Below are 15,754 nucleotides of genomic sequence, written 5' to 3'. Positions count from 1 at the left end.
TCCCCTCTCTTGAGGCAAGAGAGGGGATTGAGGGGTGAGTTCGGGTTGAGAAAAGGGGCAATAACCAAATCAAAAACAATACACATGCCGGTAAAAGCCCTATTTACAAGATTTTTCGAATATTTATTACAATTTTAACCGGACACTACTGGGATTCCCGATTGAAGATTCGGGAATGACGGCGTTACGGGAACTCACAATACGAATTTCCACATCGCAGTGTCTTAATTCCGGATTATAAAGCATTGCAGAGACATACGATAGGAGGCAGGGGCTTTTACACCGGGAACCGTAGATGCATTTTCAGATAAATCCGGGTTACATACATCTTTAATCTTTTTGAAAAGGAGACAGTATCCGTGACACGAACCATCAACAGACGACGAGCCCTTGCGGCAGGAGCAGCCACGGTGGGCATGGCGACCGCGCTTACGGGCAGGAACGCCGAAGCAGGCCCTCTCCCCGATGTCTGGGGCCAGGATTTCCTCATGCAGTGGAGCCCGCCGAATGATGTCAAACGCGACCTCACTCCCGGCAAGTCCCATGTCCGGCTGAGCTGCTCCTCATACCGTCTCTCCAACAAGGAAGGCACCGATTACGCCGCCCTCGTGAAGTCGATCCGTGACGCCGGCTGGGCGGCATGCGAAGCGGGAAGCGCCGGCTGGCGTAAAATGCCCGATTCGGAGATGCGCGAGCTCAAGGATGTGCTCAGGCAGAACGATCTCCTGTTCTACGCCCTCCATGTGTGGGTCAATATCATCCATCCCGACGCAGCGGAGCGCGAAAAGGCCCAGCAGCATGTCATCGAATCGGTCGCCCGCGCCGAAGAGATGGGCCTCAAGTTCATCCTCACCCATACGGGCGGAAGGGACGCGAAGAACAAGGACAAGCCCCATCCCGAAAACTGGACACGCGAGACATGGGAGCAGTCGGTCAGGGCCACCCGGCGCATCATCAAGGATACCTCCGGCAGCACGGTCGCCCTTGCGTTCGAGGCGGTGAACTCCTGCAACAACAATACTCCGCAGTCGCATGTCCGGCTCATGAAGGATGTGGGCGATCCGCGGGTGAAGGTGACGCTCGATCCGACGAACATGCTCCATCCGGGCGTCGTCTTCCGCACCACCGAGCTCATCAACACATGCTTCGACCTCCTCGGCGAGGACATATGCTATGCCCACGGCAAGGACGTGCAGTGGAACGACATGCTCCCCGGCCTCGAATGGGTGATTCCCGGCACGGGGGTCATGGACTACGCGACCTACCTCGTGCGCCTGAGCAGAATGAAGGAGCCGCGCCCGCTTTTACTCGAATTCCTCAAGAAGGAGCAGTTCCCCGAGGCGAAGAAAAATGTCGAGGACATCGCCCGGAAAGTCGGCGTGACCATCTATTCGTAAAGCGCCCGGCTGTCATGATAAAACGCAGACGCCCCGCTCCTGTGTTCTCGGAACGGGGCGTTTTTGCCGGTGATGTGGAGTACAAATATCGGTTTATTCATAACTCACCCCGCGCATAACACTTTAATAATACGAATGCTGGCGGCGCTTCCCCTCTCTTGAGGCAAGAGAGGGGTCAGGGGTGAGTTCGGGTGGAGAAAAGGGGCAGCAAGTATCTCCGTAATGCGCAGCCGGTCATGCACGGGTTCGGACTGGCAGGATTAAAACAGGTCCTGATAGTATCCGGCCGGATAGAATCCCACCGATCCCTGGCCGAAATCTCGGATTTTCTTACCGTTCAGTTCCTCTTCGCTCTCGACTTCGACCTTGATTTCATGGGACGCCCCGTACAGTCTGCCGTCCGCGGGATAGACCTGGGCGATATACATCACCTGGTAAAGGTCATAGCCGTCGTATTCGGGAATCTGTGTCAGGCTGAGAACCGGGTGCGGCTTCCCGTCGATCCAGATTTTGACGTTTTCCGCGGTGAGCTCCGGGCCGATGGCGGTGCAGGAATGTTTGAGCGCTTCGCCCATGGCGTTACGTTCGCTTCCCTCGACACGGCCGTTGCCATCCTTGTCGAACCTGAGTATCCGTGAGAGCGCGCTTGGCCGGAACGCCACAACGAGCGTCGGGGGCCCGCCGATGATATCGAATGCCCGTATGCTGTAGAGTTCGGTGCGCCCTATGGTGAACTCGTCCTCACGGTCTCCGGTCAGATCGTAATCCCATCCCCAGCGTTCCATGCAGTTGTAAGCGTATCCCGTGCCGCATACATTCATCACATGGTAGATGCGGGCCGGAACGATCTCGTCGAAACTGCCGTCCTTTTCGACCGGGATGTTGATGTATCCGGGGGCATTAAAGCCGATCGGCTGGAGATCGATGGATACATCGGATGCATCCTGCGGATTTTTGAAAACGACCTTCCCATGGAACCGTGACCACCTGAGCGGCGCGACACCATTGACCGGCGGGATGTCCTGTCCTTTCAGCTCCCACCGCACCTGTTCCGCCGAAGGGTACCGTTTGTCGAGTTTCACCTCCTGCGCAAATGCGCCTTTTTTCACCGTCCCGGTAAATGAGCTGTCACAGAGCGCTTTCCCTCCGCTTTCGATGGAATACGTGACCCGTACCTCGCCATCCGGCAAGCCGATTCCGGCGATCACCAGGTACGGATGATATTCTTCCGTTTTGCTTCCCTGCTGATACGGAACGGTAAACGCAGCCGAATCCTTTTTCGGATTGTAGAGATACGCCTTCACCCTGACATCGGCGAACGCAGTGGCTGTCAGGACGAGAACGGCGAACAGGATTGCCGCAGCCCGTACATAGCGCATGGTCGAACCTCCCATTTTGTGTAAGTCATTGAATTTTTTGCGGGTATACCTGCCATTCCCCGCGAACGGGAATATGAACCGCTGCTGTTTTCTTACCATTAGACGAGAGCCGGTGAGGAAAAATTGTACGGATGGCGAAAAATTTTTTGAATCTACCCTCACCATCAAAGGCGCTGACTTAAGGTGAATTATAATAAATTTTACTGAGGAAGATTATAATGAACAGTCTGAACCGCTGATTACGCTGATTAAATGATTTATATGATTAAATTTACTCAAATCTAAAATACCTTGTAAACAGGTCATTTATCAGTATGTGGAGTGTTTTGGATGTGATTATTACCCCCCTTTCTCCACCCGAACTCACCCCTGCCCCCTCTCTTGCCACAAGAGAGGGGAAGCGCCATCAACATCATTATTATCAAAGTGTTATACGCGGGGTGAGTTTCCATCATAAACAGTGTTAACCAGTATATTCTGCTGTATGCAAAGGATGCTCGATACTTTTACCGGACAGTTCTGGATTTATATGATTAAACCCGGAAAATTCACCATGTTATCATGGCAATCAGTTAATCAGAGTAATCAATGGTTCAGACAATTTTAAAAAATTCTTCAGAACATTTTATGTCACTAACGCATATGCCCCTCACCCTCATTACCCTCTCTCCCACGCTGCGCGCGGGCAAGGGGGAGTTTCGATCCGGGCGTTGAGAACGGCCGCATGGGAGAAGGAATCAAAAGGTGAGGGAATATGAACGCGGAGAGAGGTTGGATTTGGGAGTGTTGAATAAACACATTATTTTAAATATTTTTCTTGCTTATGATGCACAAAAGAGATTTATTTGCAATATGGGAATAGTATTATAGTGTGAATGAGGGAGTTTTTCACTAACATACTCAACCGAAGCAGTCGAGGGTTATTTAGTCCTTATGACATCCTGTGAGGAGGAAGCGGTTGCGTATTATACTGAAACCATATAACACTTAGGATAATGCGGAATATTTCTGTAATGTATTGGCGGTTATGCGCTTAGGATAGTTTCATTTCGGCGTGTTATACTGATAGGCCGAACCATGGTGAGTGTTATATAGAAACTATATTAACAGTAGTTAGGCATCAAGAGAAAGAATCGTATGACGAAAAAATCTAACCCTCCGTCAATTAACAAGCAAGCTTTTGATTGCCCGTACTGCGGGGCATACACAACACAGTATTGGTACAATGTACTCAGTGATAGTAGAAAAGATAATGCCCCACCAACCATAACTACCAGTGAATATAGAGAATATCTAAATCAGTATAATGAAGAGCAAAAAGATGATAAGATCGAACGTCTTGAATGGTGTGATATGATGGATTCTGGGATAATATTCTTTAGTGAAAGAAGAACAACCCATCCCGATTATTCTGCTGACAATATTCACTTTAGCAAGTGCTATCACTGTAAGAAAATTGCAGTCTGGATACACGGAAATCTTATATTTCCAAATGAAAAGATAGGTGTAATTCCAAACCCTGATTTACCAGAAGAAATAATTCGAGATTTTGAAGAAGCAAGATCAATTCTTGGAGAATCACCCAGAGGTGCAGCAGCTTTACTTCGACTTTGTGTTCAGAAGCTATGTATACATTTAGGGGAAAAAGGAAAAAATATTGATGATGATATCGCGAGCCTCGTGAAAAAGGGCCTAAATCCGTTGGTACAAAAATCACTTGATATTATACGCGTCATCGGAAATGAAGCTATCCATCCTGGAGTAATTGACTTAAACGACGATAGAGATACCGCTTCACAACTTCTCAGTCTTATTAATTCGATAGCCGACCAAATGATTAGCCATCCAAAGAATGTTGAAGCAATGTATGAGAAATTGCCTGAAAGTAAAAGGAATGCTATCGAAAAACGGAATGAAAAATTAAAAAACTAACAAAATACATCTAACAAGGTACTCCATCCGACCACTTAAAGCGGCGGGTAAGTTTAGTAGTTAGCGTCTTGATTCCACCGGTGATACCTTTGTACAATCTCCTCGACAATTTTTTTTATTAAACTCTATATCATATTCTATTACATGCCGGTCTAAACCAATAAACAGAAAAAACCCATTTATTTTCCCCCTTCCCCCTTCCCACCATAGCGCCAGCTTTAAAATGTAAAGTATCATCTGGCTTACCGACCTGCCGTGTCGAACAGGGCTTCACATTCATGAATTAAAAAGAACAAATCCGCGTATATCCGCTCAATCCGTGTTCTATTAGAAAAATCAATTTCTCAGGAAGGCTTCTCTTTTATCCTCACGGCTTCAGCTGGCACATATAGGTCCAGGTATTGACCTGAGAACCGCCTTCCAGCTCGGTGTCGTTGACATTCACCCGCCTGAGCAGCATGACCGTTCCGTCATCCCGCTTGTAATCGTATCCCGTGGAGTGAATGACATAGTGCCTGCCGTTCACTTCGCCCAGGTACAGGATCACATGATCGCCGCTGCCGAGCAGGGTTATGGCCGGTTCGCACTCGCGCAGGTACTTGTATTTCACTTCGGACGGCGTTTCCTTCGGATACGAGATCACATGGTCGGATGCATGGAGCTGGAAGGTTGTGGAGTCCATGACCTTTATACCGAAAGTCCTCAGCACACCGCGAACGGTCCCGCAGCAGTGGCGGGCCTCATAGGCATCGCCTCCCGACCAGGGATCGTTGAGCTTGGCGAAAAAGGTGTTGATGATATTCCGCTGGGTAAACGGCTGATAACCGGCACAGACTCCCGCATCCGGTTTCACACGGCCGGGAACAGTCTGGAACGTGCCGTCCGGCTTACGGAACGGTACGAGAACATGGAAGCCGTCCGCTTCCTTACTCACGAGCCTGACCCGGGCGCCCATGTACAGGTCCATCAGGAAATTATAAGGAGGATTGTCGCTGTACACCGGAACCTTGCCGGTCGTCACCATGATGAAATCCCTTGCTTCCACATAGTTCCGAATCTCATCTTCGGAACCTGTGGCGATATCGAGCGCGGGAATCCAGCCGAAGTTGAATTCGCTGCGTACATAATACCAGTCGCCATCCCTGGAAGTATGGAGAATTGCCACCGGCGAGGCGGCATCGGCGGCGTTGAATGAGGTACTGGAAATCCAGCCGTTCTGCTCTCTCCACCGTTCGTTGTGTGTCGGTATATATCTGTGGGTCGAAGGGGCGACCAGAATCCCGTACCGTGGGGTGACGATGTCCGGGATAGCGTCGGCATTGCCCTGCTCGGTGATCTTTTTCTTTACGTCGTCTTCATATTTCTTCTTGCGGAAATCATAATACGTGCCTGTTTCCATGCCTTTTAAATTATTTTTTATGAGGACACGGAGGCTGTCGCCGGGAAAGGATCGTATGGAAAGCGGGTCTTCCACCAGCGTGTTCGTCCTCAAGGTGTACGGCTTCCCGTTGATATCCTTGTAATCGTACGATTTGGTGCTGTTCTTCCTGTTCATATCAGCGATCTGCTCCGCGGTCAGGATCACCCGGTCGGGATTCCCCCTGATATTCGCGATCCAGAATTCCGGATGCTGCATTTCCTCTGTGGTATTCGGCGACAGTCTCGGAGCATTTTCGGATGCGACTTTGCTGACATCATACTGCGCTTCACTGCTCCGGACAAGAAAAACAAGCAGTATACCGCACAGGATGGATTTGATGGTTGCAGTCATTTGAAGGGCCTCCCATGCAAGAAAACAGAATTACTTCTTTGAATACAGGGCAGGGTCTAAACCCGGATTTATCTGAAAATATCCATAAAAATATAACCACGGAGACCTGAAGGAGGGGTAATTCATGAATTACCCCTGCAATAGATACATCGGTCAGGTACGAAAACCATATCCGCGTTCATCCGCTCGATCCGCTCAATCCGCGTTCTATCGAATCTTTTGAACAATCCGCCCCGGCATTCATCACTGGTTCATCGTGCCGAACGAGATCGTCTTCGGTATATGCTTGGCCACAAAGTTGCACTCGATGAAGCTCGGGTGCCCGGCGACGCCGAATTTCGAGACAGCCCGCATTTCGAGGCGGTTCGCGCCCTGGTGGAAACGCCAGACATACCGGTCGTCCGAGTCCTTCCATGCGCCGCCGTCCGTGCGCACCTGGTACGTTTTGAAGCTCGGTGTGAAGGTTGTCATGGTGATGAATACCATGTCCCCGTTGATCTCGGGAACGGCTTCGAAGTGCACACGGTTGATGGTGGGCCAGAAGTCGCATTCACGGTCGGTGTGCCACGAGTACTGGAGCTTGGGCGTCGCGAAACGGTCGTACCAGTTCAGGTAGCCGTCCCACGGCCACTGGATCGTACCCTGGGCGAGCGGCTCCGGTATGGTCGTCGTGGAGAAATCGTTCCGCGGCATCATCCTCATGAAATCGAGGAGCTCGTAATATCCTTCCCACCCGACATGGGAGAGCTCGATACGCGGATCGGTCGTGGAAAACGATGTCGGGAGGCTTGCGGCGTCCGGCTTCTTTGTCCGCCAGGCTGATGGGGCTTTCATCCAGTCGATGGGTGTGGAGACTCCCCAGTACTCGTAGTAGATTTTGTGCATGTCATAGAGGCTCAGCGGCACTCCCGTCTTTTTGTCGTACATGTAGAGATCGACGGCCTGTGTCGGATCGAGGTACACCCACTTGTCGAAATCGTTCGACCAGACCTCGACCACCTCGTGGTACTGGATGTTCACATGACGGGCATGGAATCCCATGACGGTCAGGATATGGGCAAGGTACGCCGAAAACTGGATGCACATTCCGCCGCCGCCGAAAGAATCTATCCGCTCGGAAATGTCGACCGTGTTCCACTTCGGATATTCGAGCGTCGGGCTGCCCCACACCCACCGCCGCGCGGAGTAGTCGAGCAGACGGATGATGGCGTCGAACTCGCTTCCTGCGCCCTCGATAACTTTGTCGAGGTCGTCGCGCCCTATCACGATCTTGTTCAACGGCTCGTCGGCGGACTGGTAGGTGAAGCCGGTGGATGAATACATGATTTCGGGGTTGTGATACCCGCCGACCATGATGTTTTTCGGTACTTCCATGATGCGTGTCATCTCACGGTCGACCGAGACCGACTCGACGGATGGGGATTTGAGCGGATCGGTCGTTCCGAACACTGCCCGCCACTGGAAATATCTGATCTTCGGCAGGGTTACGGCGCGTTCCGGGTCCCAGTGGGTCAGCGGCATCGCGACTCTTCCCTTCGGTTCGACCACTGCTGAAGGTCCTGTCGCCACGGTTATCCATTCAGACCAGTCGTCTGTGCTGTACGGGTCCATGCTGAGCCCCGCCCGTATCTGCCAGGTGAGGCTCGTTCCCTCCGGCGTCGAGCCTTTGAGGGTGAGCGTAAGCTTTTCGACCTCGGTTAACGGAATGAGCGCAGCAGGGTTGTCGGGTTCGCTCCAGAGGTCGATCACCGGTGAAATGAGCGTGCCCTCGCCGACGAAACGACGGAGGTTGAGGCGCACGGTGTATTCTCCGATGACGCCGTCACGGTCGTTGATCGTTTCGGTTCCGTACGTGTCGGTGATGCGCGGATGAAGGCCCTTGCCTTTGACCGACCACGATTTCCCGCCGTTCGTGCTTATCATGGAGCCGCTGCCGATCGCTCCGGCCGGTTCAGTTGTCACCGGGGTTTCCGCCTGCCCTTTTATGAGGAGGTTTATGCCCCCGTACGGGCTCGGCTGCCCGGAAACGGCGGGTATTGCGGGATTTCCGCCTCCCGGAACATACTCGTCGGCGCGGGCGATGTAAAAGATGTAGCCGGTATCCTGGTCTTTCGCTTCAGGGCAGGCGAATGTAACCTCGTTCGCTCCCTTCCTGAGCCACGAGGGCTGAACAGGTACGTAGAGGTAGGATTCGGGCCCTTCGACCTTCGCCGACACCTTGTGGCCGTTGAGCGTCATGACGAGCGGCGGCTTGTCCTGGAGCTTCACCTTGCCAAACGAGGAAAGGAATATCACGACATGAGCTTCATCGCACCGTGGATCGTCGACTGCGAGCACCTTTTTGATCATGCGTTCGCCGTATACCGGCTCCAGGAACGCTCCCTTGTTGCTCGTTCCCGCGCCGGGCCCGTCATTTTCGATAAGCTGGTGGTTCCAGAGCCGGACTGCACGGTCGCCGTCCCGCATGATACCTTTCGCAAATCCGTGCTCGTAAGCATCCACAGCCGGTCTGAGGTCCCTGACCGCAATCTTCCTGCCGTTCACCGCGTGGGCGGGCGTGTGCGCCATTACGGCCATCAGGCATAGAACGGCGCTAAAACCATATATCTTCCGCATGATCGAAGTGCCTCCTCTGTGAAACCATTTACCCAAATAATTTAAAAAATCTCGCTGTGAAGCAAAGCTCAAATAATTGTAATATCACATTGTGTTCATTTAACTAATAACGTATGCAATAGTCTTTCAAATACATTCAGGGTGTCATGAGCGCTGTCATGAGCATGAGATGATGGATTCCCGTTTTCACGGGAATGACGCTTGACATGTAAAAAAACACTCATTCGAAAATTTTATGCATAAATTGAATAATCAGAAAATTTTTATTCGTGTAATCCGTGTTTATCCGTGGTATATCGAATTCTGGAACATATATCTCGCTTTTTCAGTTTATTTCTCTTTCACCCGATTCCGCCGTTATACGATGCTCTGCGCTACCCGGAATCCCATGTACCAGCTCTGGTTGATGTCCGCCCAGTTACAGAAACAGGATCGCGCCGCCGAACGGCACACGGAGGGCTCGCTGAACCAGCTTCCGCCGCGTGTCATATTGAGGCTGTGGTAATAGTTGAATATCGGAACAGGCTCGTGTTCGAGAAGGTACTTCCCGAAGCACATGGCGGGAATCCAGTCGTCGTCGCAGTATTCGAACACATTGCCGTGCATGTCGTGGAGGCCCCATGCGTTCGGCTCCTTCTGCGCCACCGGATGGGTTTTACCGCCGCTGTTGCCGATGTACCACCCGGCCCTGTCGAGGTCCTTCTCGGTATTCCCCGTGTAAAAGTGCGTGGTCGTCTCCGCGCGGCAGGCATATTCCCATTCGGCCTCCGTCGGCATCCTGAAACCGTTCTTCGAGAAATCGCACACCCGCGTCTTTTCGTCGTAACAGGCATCGAGACCGGCGGCGCGGCTCGCCTTGTTGCAGAATCTGATGATCTCGAGCGGGCCGATGTTCGTTACAGGAAGATTGTTCTCCCCCTTGAACGTGGAGGGATTTGCCTCCGCGATACGGGAATACTGTTCCTGCGTTACCGGCGTCCGGGCAAGCCGGAACGTCCTGAGAGCGATCTTCCGTACAGGCTGCTCGTCCGGGTAATAGGCGTTGACCGTGTCGGGGAGGGACGGGTCATATTTGTACACATGCCCCATCAGAAAACTCCCCGCCGGTATGGTTATCATGGTGATTCCTGCTATGGTATCCGATTTATTCATGGATGACTCCTCGTATGGTTTGAAACTCCTGTCCGGTATGTTTTGAAATTACTTATAAGGCGGAATGTCGCGTTTCAGCGCCCAGTGAGCGCCGCGCCACAGGAGGGGAAGATAATTCGGGTCCTCGTAAGCGAAATAGGTGTGACCGGCGAGGAATCCGACAACGCGTCCTTTCCCCTGTTCGAGGCACCATCCGCCGATATCGTGACGTTTGTCGATCATCCCGGTCGTCTCGTAGAGCGGCACGACATCTTTCCGCACCACCTCGGCACCGAAGTTTTCATCGATGGGTATTTCAAAATCCTTCATTCCCTGCGTGATTGGATGGCTCTGGTTGAAATTGTGAAGTTTAACAGTCTGCAGGGGGCCGTGAATGATAGGATTGACTCCGAGCAGCTCCATGAACTTCGGTTTCCGGAACGACCAGACCGTGCAGTGGAGGCTCATGAATCCCATGCCGCGGTTACGGACATTGTCTGAGATGGCATCGGTGAGCGCATCGCTCATGTAGCCGTCCTCCTCAGGGGCTTTTTCGTAGATTGGACCCGGAACCCATCCGGGGAGGGAACCCATCCAGCGCTGGATGACAAGCAGGTCCGCGGTGCCGACCAGTTCCGGCGTTACATACCGGGCGTCATGCACCGAAAATACCTTCCAGCCCGCTTTTTCGCAGATTCCCCGGATCGCGGGCTCCTGCGCCATGAAATTGTGGAGCACATCGCCGCCCAGGAATATCACCCGGGTTTCGCCCGCAGCTTTGGGCTTTATATCCTTCGGCAGAGCCGCATGAGCCCCGGGAACGGCGACAGCGGCCGATGCCGCCGATGCAAGACCCGCCTTCAGCATGGTGCGGCGGGTTGTTTTTGACGTTATTGACACGTATGCCTCCTTGTGCCGTCGAGTGACCGGCCCGATTCAACGGATGAATACACTATTGTCATTATCAATATAATTCAATCACAGGAATAACCGGTTTATAGTATACGTGCTTCGGCGTATACTAAATTCGGCGAATTCAGAGTTTGCCGATCAAGCGGATACGTACGATCGACATACGGCTTTATACAGATAGTGGTATAATCCGGATTATTTATAAGAATATATTTAACCACAAAGACACAAAGGCACAAAGATATATAATATACAAATCCGCGTAAATCCGTCCGATCCGCGTAAATCCGTGTTCTATTATAATTCGAAACCTTTGAAGTAATTATCAGCAATATGCTCGAATGCCTGTTTTAATGCTTTTCTTCCCTCTCCTGTTTACGGGAGAGGGACCGGGGGTGAGGGTAATAATTCTATGAAATACAGTAAATTGCACTTATCTCTAACCCTTATTCCAAACAGGGAATAAGGGGACTGATGATCAACACGAGTATGATCTTTTTATTTTTTCAAAGGTTTCAATTCATGATTATTTATAGATCAGACAGTTTTTCCCTACTTCAAAAACAACTCGACAACCGGAATCGCCACATCGGGCTTGACAATCGGCAGATCGAGCGTCAGCGTCTGACTCCCTGTTTTTTCCACCGATGCCTGCCACTCATGTATGCCCTGGAATTTGACCTCGGATGCATCATGCAGAAGCTGGGCGTACTTGACTTTCCCGGCGTACCCGTCGAGATGCAGTTTGCCCATGGGCCAGTCGAGGATATGGACATACAGGCGGTTCGTTTTCGGATTATAGGTCAGCAGGCAGTTATCCGGCTTTTGGAACTCATCCGGCGCCTGGGTGCAGCCGTAGATCGAGCGGCCGTTCACCCTCATCCATTCGCCGATGCCGTCCAGACGGTCGTATGCCCGGTTGTCGAACGTACCGCGCGCAGTCGGGCCGACATTGAGCAGCAGATTGCCCCCTTTGCTGACCGTATCGATCAGGAGTTCGAGCAGCTGGTTTACACTTTTCCAGGTTGCTTCGTCACGGTAGTAGCCCCATGAGCCGGAAAAGGTCTGGCAGGTTTCCCAGGGCACACGTTTGCCGTCCATCTTGATCCATTCGCGGGGTTTGAACTGTTCGGGCGTCCTGTAATCCCAGCCGCCCGGCACATCGAGCAGGTCGAGACGGTCATTCACGATGATGTCGGGCTGAATCTCGCGGATCATCTTGAGCAGTTTCACCGACTGCCAGTCATCCCTGCCCTTTCCGTCCTCGCCCGGATACGAGAAATCGAGGAAAAGGCAGTCGATCTTGCCGTACATGGTCAGGATTTCGCGCACCTGATTTTGCAGGTATTCCTGATACTTGGTGATGTCACGGTTTTTTTCCTTTTCCCTGAACTCCTTGTTGTCACGCATGGGGTGAATACGGTCGACAGGAAATTCGGGATGGTGCCAGTCGATAAGGGAATAGTAGAAACCGACCTTAAGGCCCTCGTCACGGAACGCTTTGACAAAGGGTTTCAGCAGATCTTTGCCGTAGGGTGTGTTGGTCGCTTTGTAATCGGTGTACTTTGAATCGAACAGGCAGAAACCCTCATGATGTTTCGAGGTGATGACCACATATTTCATGCCCGCTTTTTTTGCGGCGCGCGCCCATTCAACAGGATCATACAGGTCGGGATTGAAAAGCTCGAAGTACTTCTGATACTCTTCGTCCGGAATACGTTCAACGTTTTTGACCCATTCGTGACGGGCGGGGAGCGCATAAAGCCCCCAGTGAATGAACATGCCGAACCGGGCATCCGTCCACCATGCCATACGGGCTTCTCGCTGCTGTTCGGTTTCCCCGAATATGTTCTGTCCCGATGCCTGCGCGATACACTGCTGCGACGGCGCAAGTAATCCGGCCGCTAAAAATGCGAGCATAATAACTGCCAGTAAACGTTTCATGATCCCTCCCTCAGGATATGTTGTGCTGTAATATGCGATTTGTAAATATGGTAATCGTTTTCGGCAAAGAAGCAAGACAAAAAATAATACAGTATAAAACATTTCAGACAAGCGGGATGGTGTTTCAAAAACAAAATACTTGCGATAGAATTATTGAAAGGTAATATTTGCCTATCACTAAGGGGGCTATGAAAAAGTATATTTTTCACAAGCCCCATGATGAAATGTGTTATTTCGGTGCTGTCAAGGGCATGTAAATCGGCACTTCGTGCCAACCCTTGACAGCTTTTATCCACACAAACGGGATTTTTCACAAGGCTTCTAAGTTTTTGGAGAATATTGACTGCTCATGATTTTGACATGGGAAAAATCCGGATAAAAAGCTGGAATAATCTGTATTGACAATTCTCATCAAAGGCGGGGGGTTATTCATGAAACGTTTCGCAATTCATAACAAGAACCTTTGGAATACAATACTCCAGGTAATTGCATTGTTGGCTCTTTTTTTCATTCCTGCGGATTCATTTGCCGCCGCGCCACCGGCGACGGTTGTAACATGGGAGGCCGATGCCGAAAAGGTTTACGATACCGGCTTTATGCACATGCTCATGAAGAACGAAAACAAAGAGGTCATGCTGTTCGATATGGATCTTGTGGAAAATGACTCCCCTGGCGCCGGAAGCAGTGAAAAAGGTGTTGACCGTGATGTCATCTGGGGGCATGTCATGGCAAGGAAAGTACTGACCATTCAGGATCCCCGGACCCGTGCCGCGTACCTGGTCGTTTACAACCATAAACAGGGCAATTATCCCCTGACTATCAATGTGAACGGCAAGGAAACCACCATGAAAACATGGAACGTCTCCTCCTATTATCAGAATTATCTGTGGGGAGAGTTTCCGGCCCAGTGGTTGAAAAAAGGAGAAAATGTCTTTACTCTTTCCTGTCCCCAGGCAAAAAGCGAAAAAGAGGGCTGGGTGTTGTATTTATCACGCGCAGACGAATTCGAAAGAGGCGGCGGCGATCCGGCTGATGTGGGAAAAACTTCCTTTAAAACCACTGACGGCGGCGAAACATGGAAGGAAAGCCCTTTCGGCCCGCTGGGTGACACGCGCGCAGAGTATTCGATACGCCTGAGTATGGACCGTCACGTGAATGACGGCTGGCTGGCAACTCCCGTTATCGATCTCTGGCGCGGCGATTCGAAAGATTTCTATGTCAGACAGCACACCATACAGAAGCTGGAAATAGCGTTGAAAGCCGATGTTCCGGAAGGGGCCCGAATCGAGTACTATATGCGGAGAGGAACAAGCCCCGATCCATACTCGGACAAATGGGAAGACTATGTGTTCATAGGCGAAGGACGGAATGTCGACTGGACAGCGGGACGTGAATTCAACCGCCGTTACCTCCAGCTTCGCATGGTGTTTACAACAGACAATCCGCTGGTGAGCCCGAAATTCAAGTCACTTTCGGTCAGGGCTGAGCTCCAGGAGCGTTTCCCGATCCCCGAACACAAAAACATCAGGCTGCTTGCCGTATATAATCCTGAAATCGAGTATTCTTCACTTGAGTGGGAGTGGGAAAAATGGGACCGTCCCGAGTTCAAGGAGCTCCGGGATCGAGAGAATCTCGACGAACTCCTCGAGGGAGCGCAGACAGAGTTCGAAAAACAGGTAAGGCTTCTCGAATACGCTTCCGAACGCTGGAACTGGACTGAGCCCCAGCCGGATTATCCCGACTGGGACGCCCTGTCGATAGTGGAACGGATCAATATGGCGGGCGGCGGCGGCATGTGCATCCAGCACAATAACTTTCTGGCAGGACTGTGCATGTCGTACGGCTGGCAGGCCCGTCTGGCCAATGTGGACGGCCACGAGGTATGCGAAGTATGGAATGACGATCACGCCAAGTGGATATATATAGACGCCTCCTACAACCATTACCTCTGGGATGAGGAAACCATCGAGCCGATGAATATGATGGATATCCACTGGAAATATCTGGACTACTTCTTCCCCGGGAAATCAATCGACTGGACGACGTATTCGCGCGGCAACTTCGATCCCCAGACCGAGGATGCCGGCCTCAAACGCGGTTCGCTTTCTCATCATTTCCGCTCGTCCCTGGGTGGTTTTTTCAACGGTGCCTTTTTCCGGTATGTGCCCCGTAACAACTTTTACGAGAAGAAATACCCTCGGCCGTTGAGTCATGGTAATTCACTCTGGCCATGGAACGGTTATATCAACTGGTACGACACGCGCACACCCAGACGCCGCCAGTACACATGGTATACCGACCGCAAACGGGATATCTATCCCGACCTGAACACAGTCCATATCCATGCCACCGTAGGGCCGCCCAAAGACCGCATTTTTCTTGAATTCGAGACTTACACACCGAACTTCAGTCATTTCGAAGTAAATTCCAATAACACCGGTTGGCGGGACGCTCCGGCCAACTGGACATGGATACTCCGGTCCGGCAGAAACATGCTCGAGGTCCGATCGGTCAGCATGATGGGAGTAACCGGCAAGCCATCGACAGTAGAGTTGAATTTTGCCGATGTTCAGTTCGAAACGCCCTTCTGAAAAAATCACAGGGACTGCAGGGGGGCGATACCCGAAAGGATGTATCGCCCTCATTCGGCAGTCGGTTTCCCCGGAGATGAA

General features: G+C 51.5%; 9 protein-coding genes. 3 read left to right on the top strand and 6 right to left on the bottom strand.

Going from position 1 to position 15,754, the window contains the following annotated elements:
* Positions 1-359: 359 nt before the first annotated feature.
* Positions 360-1,397 carry a sugar phosphate isomerase/epimerase gene (locus LLG96_04115; GenBank protein MCE5249386.1) on the top strand — a complete coding sequence of 346 codons (1,038 nt, stop codon included), beginning with the start codon at positions 360-362 and terminating at the stop codon, positions 1,395-1,397.
* Between the two features lie 260 nt (positions 1,398-1,657).
* Here the strand turns inward: LLG96_04115 and LLG96_04110 are convergent, their stop codons facing one another.
* Complete coding sequence (locus LLG96_04110; protein MCE5249385.1) at positions 1,658-2,776, bottom strand: hypothetical protein; 1,119 nt, start codon at positions 2,774-2,776, stop codon at positions 1,658-1,660.
* 1,137 nt (positions 2,777-3,913) lie between these two features.
* On the opposite strand from LLG96_04110, the gene LLG96_04105 reads away from it, so the two are divergent.
* Positions 3,914-4,708 carry a DUF4145 domain-containing protein gene (locus LLG96_04105; GenBank protein MCE5249384.1) on the top strand — a complete coding sequence of 265 codons (795 nt, stop codon included), beginning with the start codon at positions 3,914-3,916 and terminating at the stop codon, positions 4,706-4,708.
* A 367-nt stretch (positions 4,709-5,075) separates the two neighbouring features.
* On the opposite strand, the gene LLG96_04100 is transcribed toward LLG96_04105, so the two are convergent.
* From LLG96_04100 to LLG96_04080, 5 genes are all read right to left on the bottom strand, one after another.
* Positions 5,076-6,479, bottom strand: coding sequence for an SH3 domain-containing protein (locus LLG96_04100; GenBank protein ID MCE5249383.1), 1,404 nt, complete (start codon positions 6,477-6,479; stop codon positions 5,076-5,078).
* 243 nt (positions 6,480-6,722) lie between these two features.
* A complete protein-coding gene (locus LLG96_04095; protein MCE5249382.1) occupies positions 6,723-9,095 on the bottom strand; it encodes a transglutaminase-like domain-containing protein in 2,373 nt (790 codons plus the stop codon).
* A gap of 357 nt (positions 9,096-9,452) precedes the next feature.
* Positions 9,453-10,247, bottom strand: a complete 795-nt coding sequence (locus LLG96_04090; GenBank protein ID MCE5249381.1) for a formylglycine-generating enzyme family protein — start codon at positions 10,245-10,247, stop codon at positions 9,453-9,455.
* A gap of 48 nt (positions 10,248-10,295) precedes the next feature.
* The gene (locus LLG96_04085; GenBank protein MCE5249380.1) at positions 10,296-11,126 is read right to left on the bottom strand and encodes a ThuA domain-containing protein; all 831 of its coding nucleotides are present in this window, start codon (positions 11,124-11,126) and stop codon (positions 10,296-10,298) included.
* Positions 11,127-11,690: 564 nt separating this feature from the next.
* The gene (locus LLG96_04080) at positions 11,691-13,082 is read right to left on the bottom strand and encodes an alpha-L-fucosidase (protein MCE5249379.1); all 1,392 of its coding nucleotides are present in this window, start codon (positions 13,080-13,082) and stop codon (positions 11,691-11,693) included.
* Positions 13,083-13,513: 431 nt separating this feature from the next.
* On the opposite strand from LLG96_04080, the gene LLG96_04075 reads away from it, so the two are divergent.
* A complete protein-coding gene (locus LLG96_04075) occupies positions 13,514-15,673 on the top strand; it encodes a hypothetical protein (GenBank protein MCE5249378.1) in 2,160 nt (719 codons plus the stop codon).
* The last annotated feature ends 81 nt before the right edge of the window (positions 15,674-15,754 follow it).

Source organism: bacterium (assembly GCA_021372535.1).
Lineage (GTDB): Bacteria > Latescibacterota > Latescibacteria > Latescibacterales > Latescibacteraceae > JAFGMP01.
Note: the sequence above shows the minus strand (reverse complement) of the source record. Positions and strands in the feature narration are given on the sequence as shown.

Coding starts and splice junctions, on each gene's coding strand:
- LLG96_04095 (MCE5249382.1), bottom strand. CDS start 9,095: ATGCGGAAGATATATGGTTTTAGCGCCGTTCTATGCCTGATGGCCGTA.
- LLG96_04100 (MCE5249383.1), bottom strand. CDS start 6,479: ATGACTGCAACCATCAAATCCATCCTGTGCGGTATACTGCTTGTTTTT.
- LLG96_04075 (MCE5249378.1), top strand. CDS start 13,514: ATGAAACGTTTCGCAATTCATAACAAGAACCTTTGGAATACAATACTC.
- LLG96_04080 (MCE5249379.1), bottom strand. CDS start 13,082: ATGAAACGTTTACTGGCAGTTATTATGCTCGCATTTTTAGCGGCCGGA.
- LLG96_04090 (MCE5249381.1), bottom strand. CDS start 10,247: ATGAATAAATCGGATACCATAGCAGGAATCACCATGATAACCATACCG.
- LLG96_04110 (MCE5249385.1), bottom strand. CDS start 2,776: ATGCGCTATGTACGGGCTGCGGCAATCCTGTTCGCCGTTCTCGTCCTG.
- LLG96_04105 (MCE5249384.1), top strand. CDS start 3,914: ATGACGAAAAAATCTAACCCTCCGTCAATTAACAAGCAAGCTTTTGAT.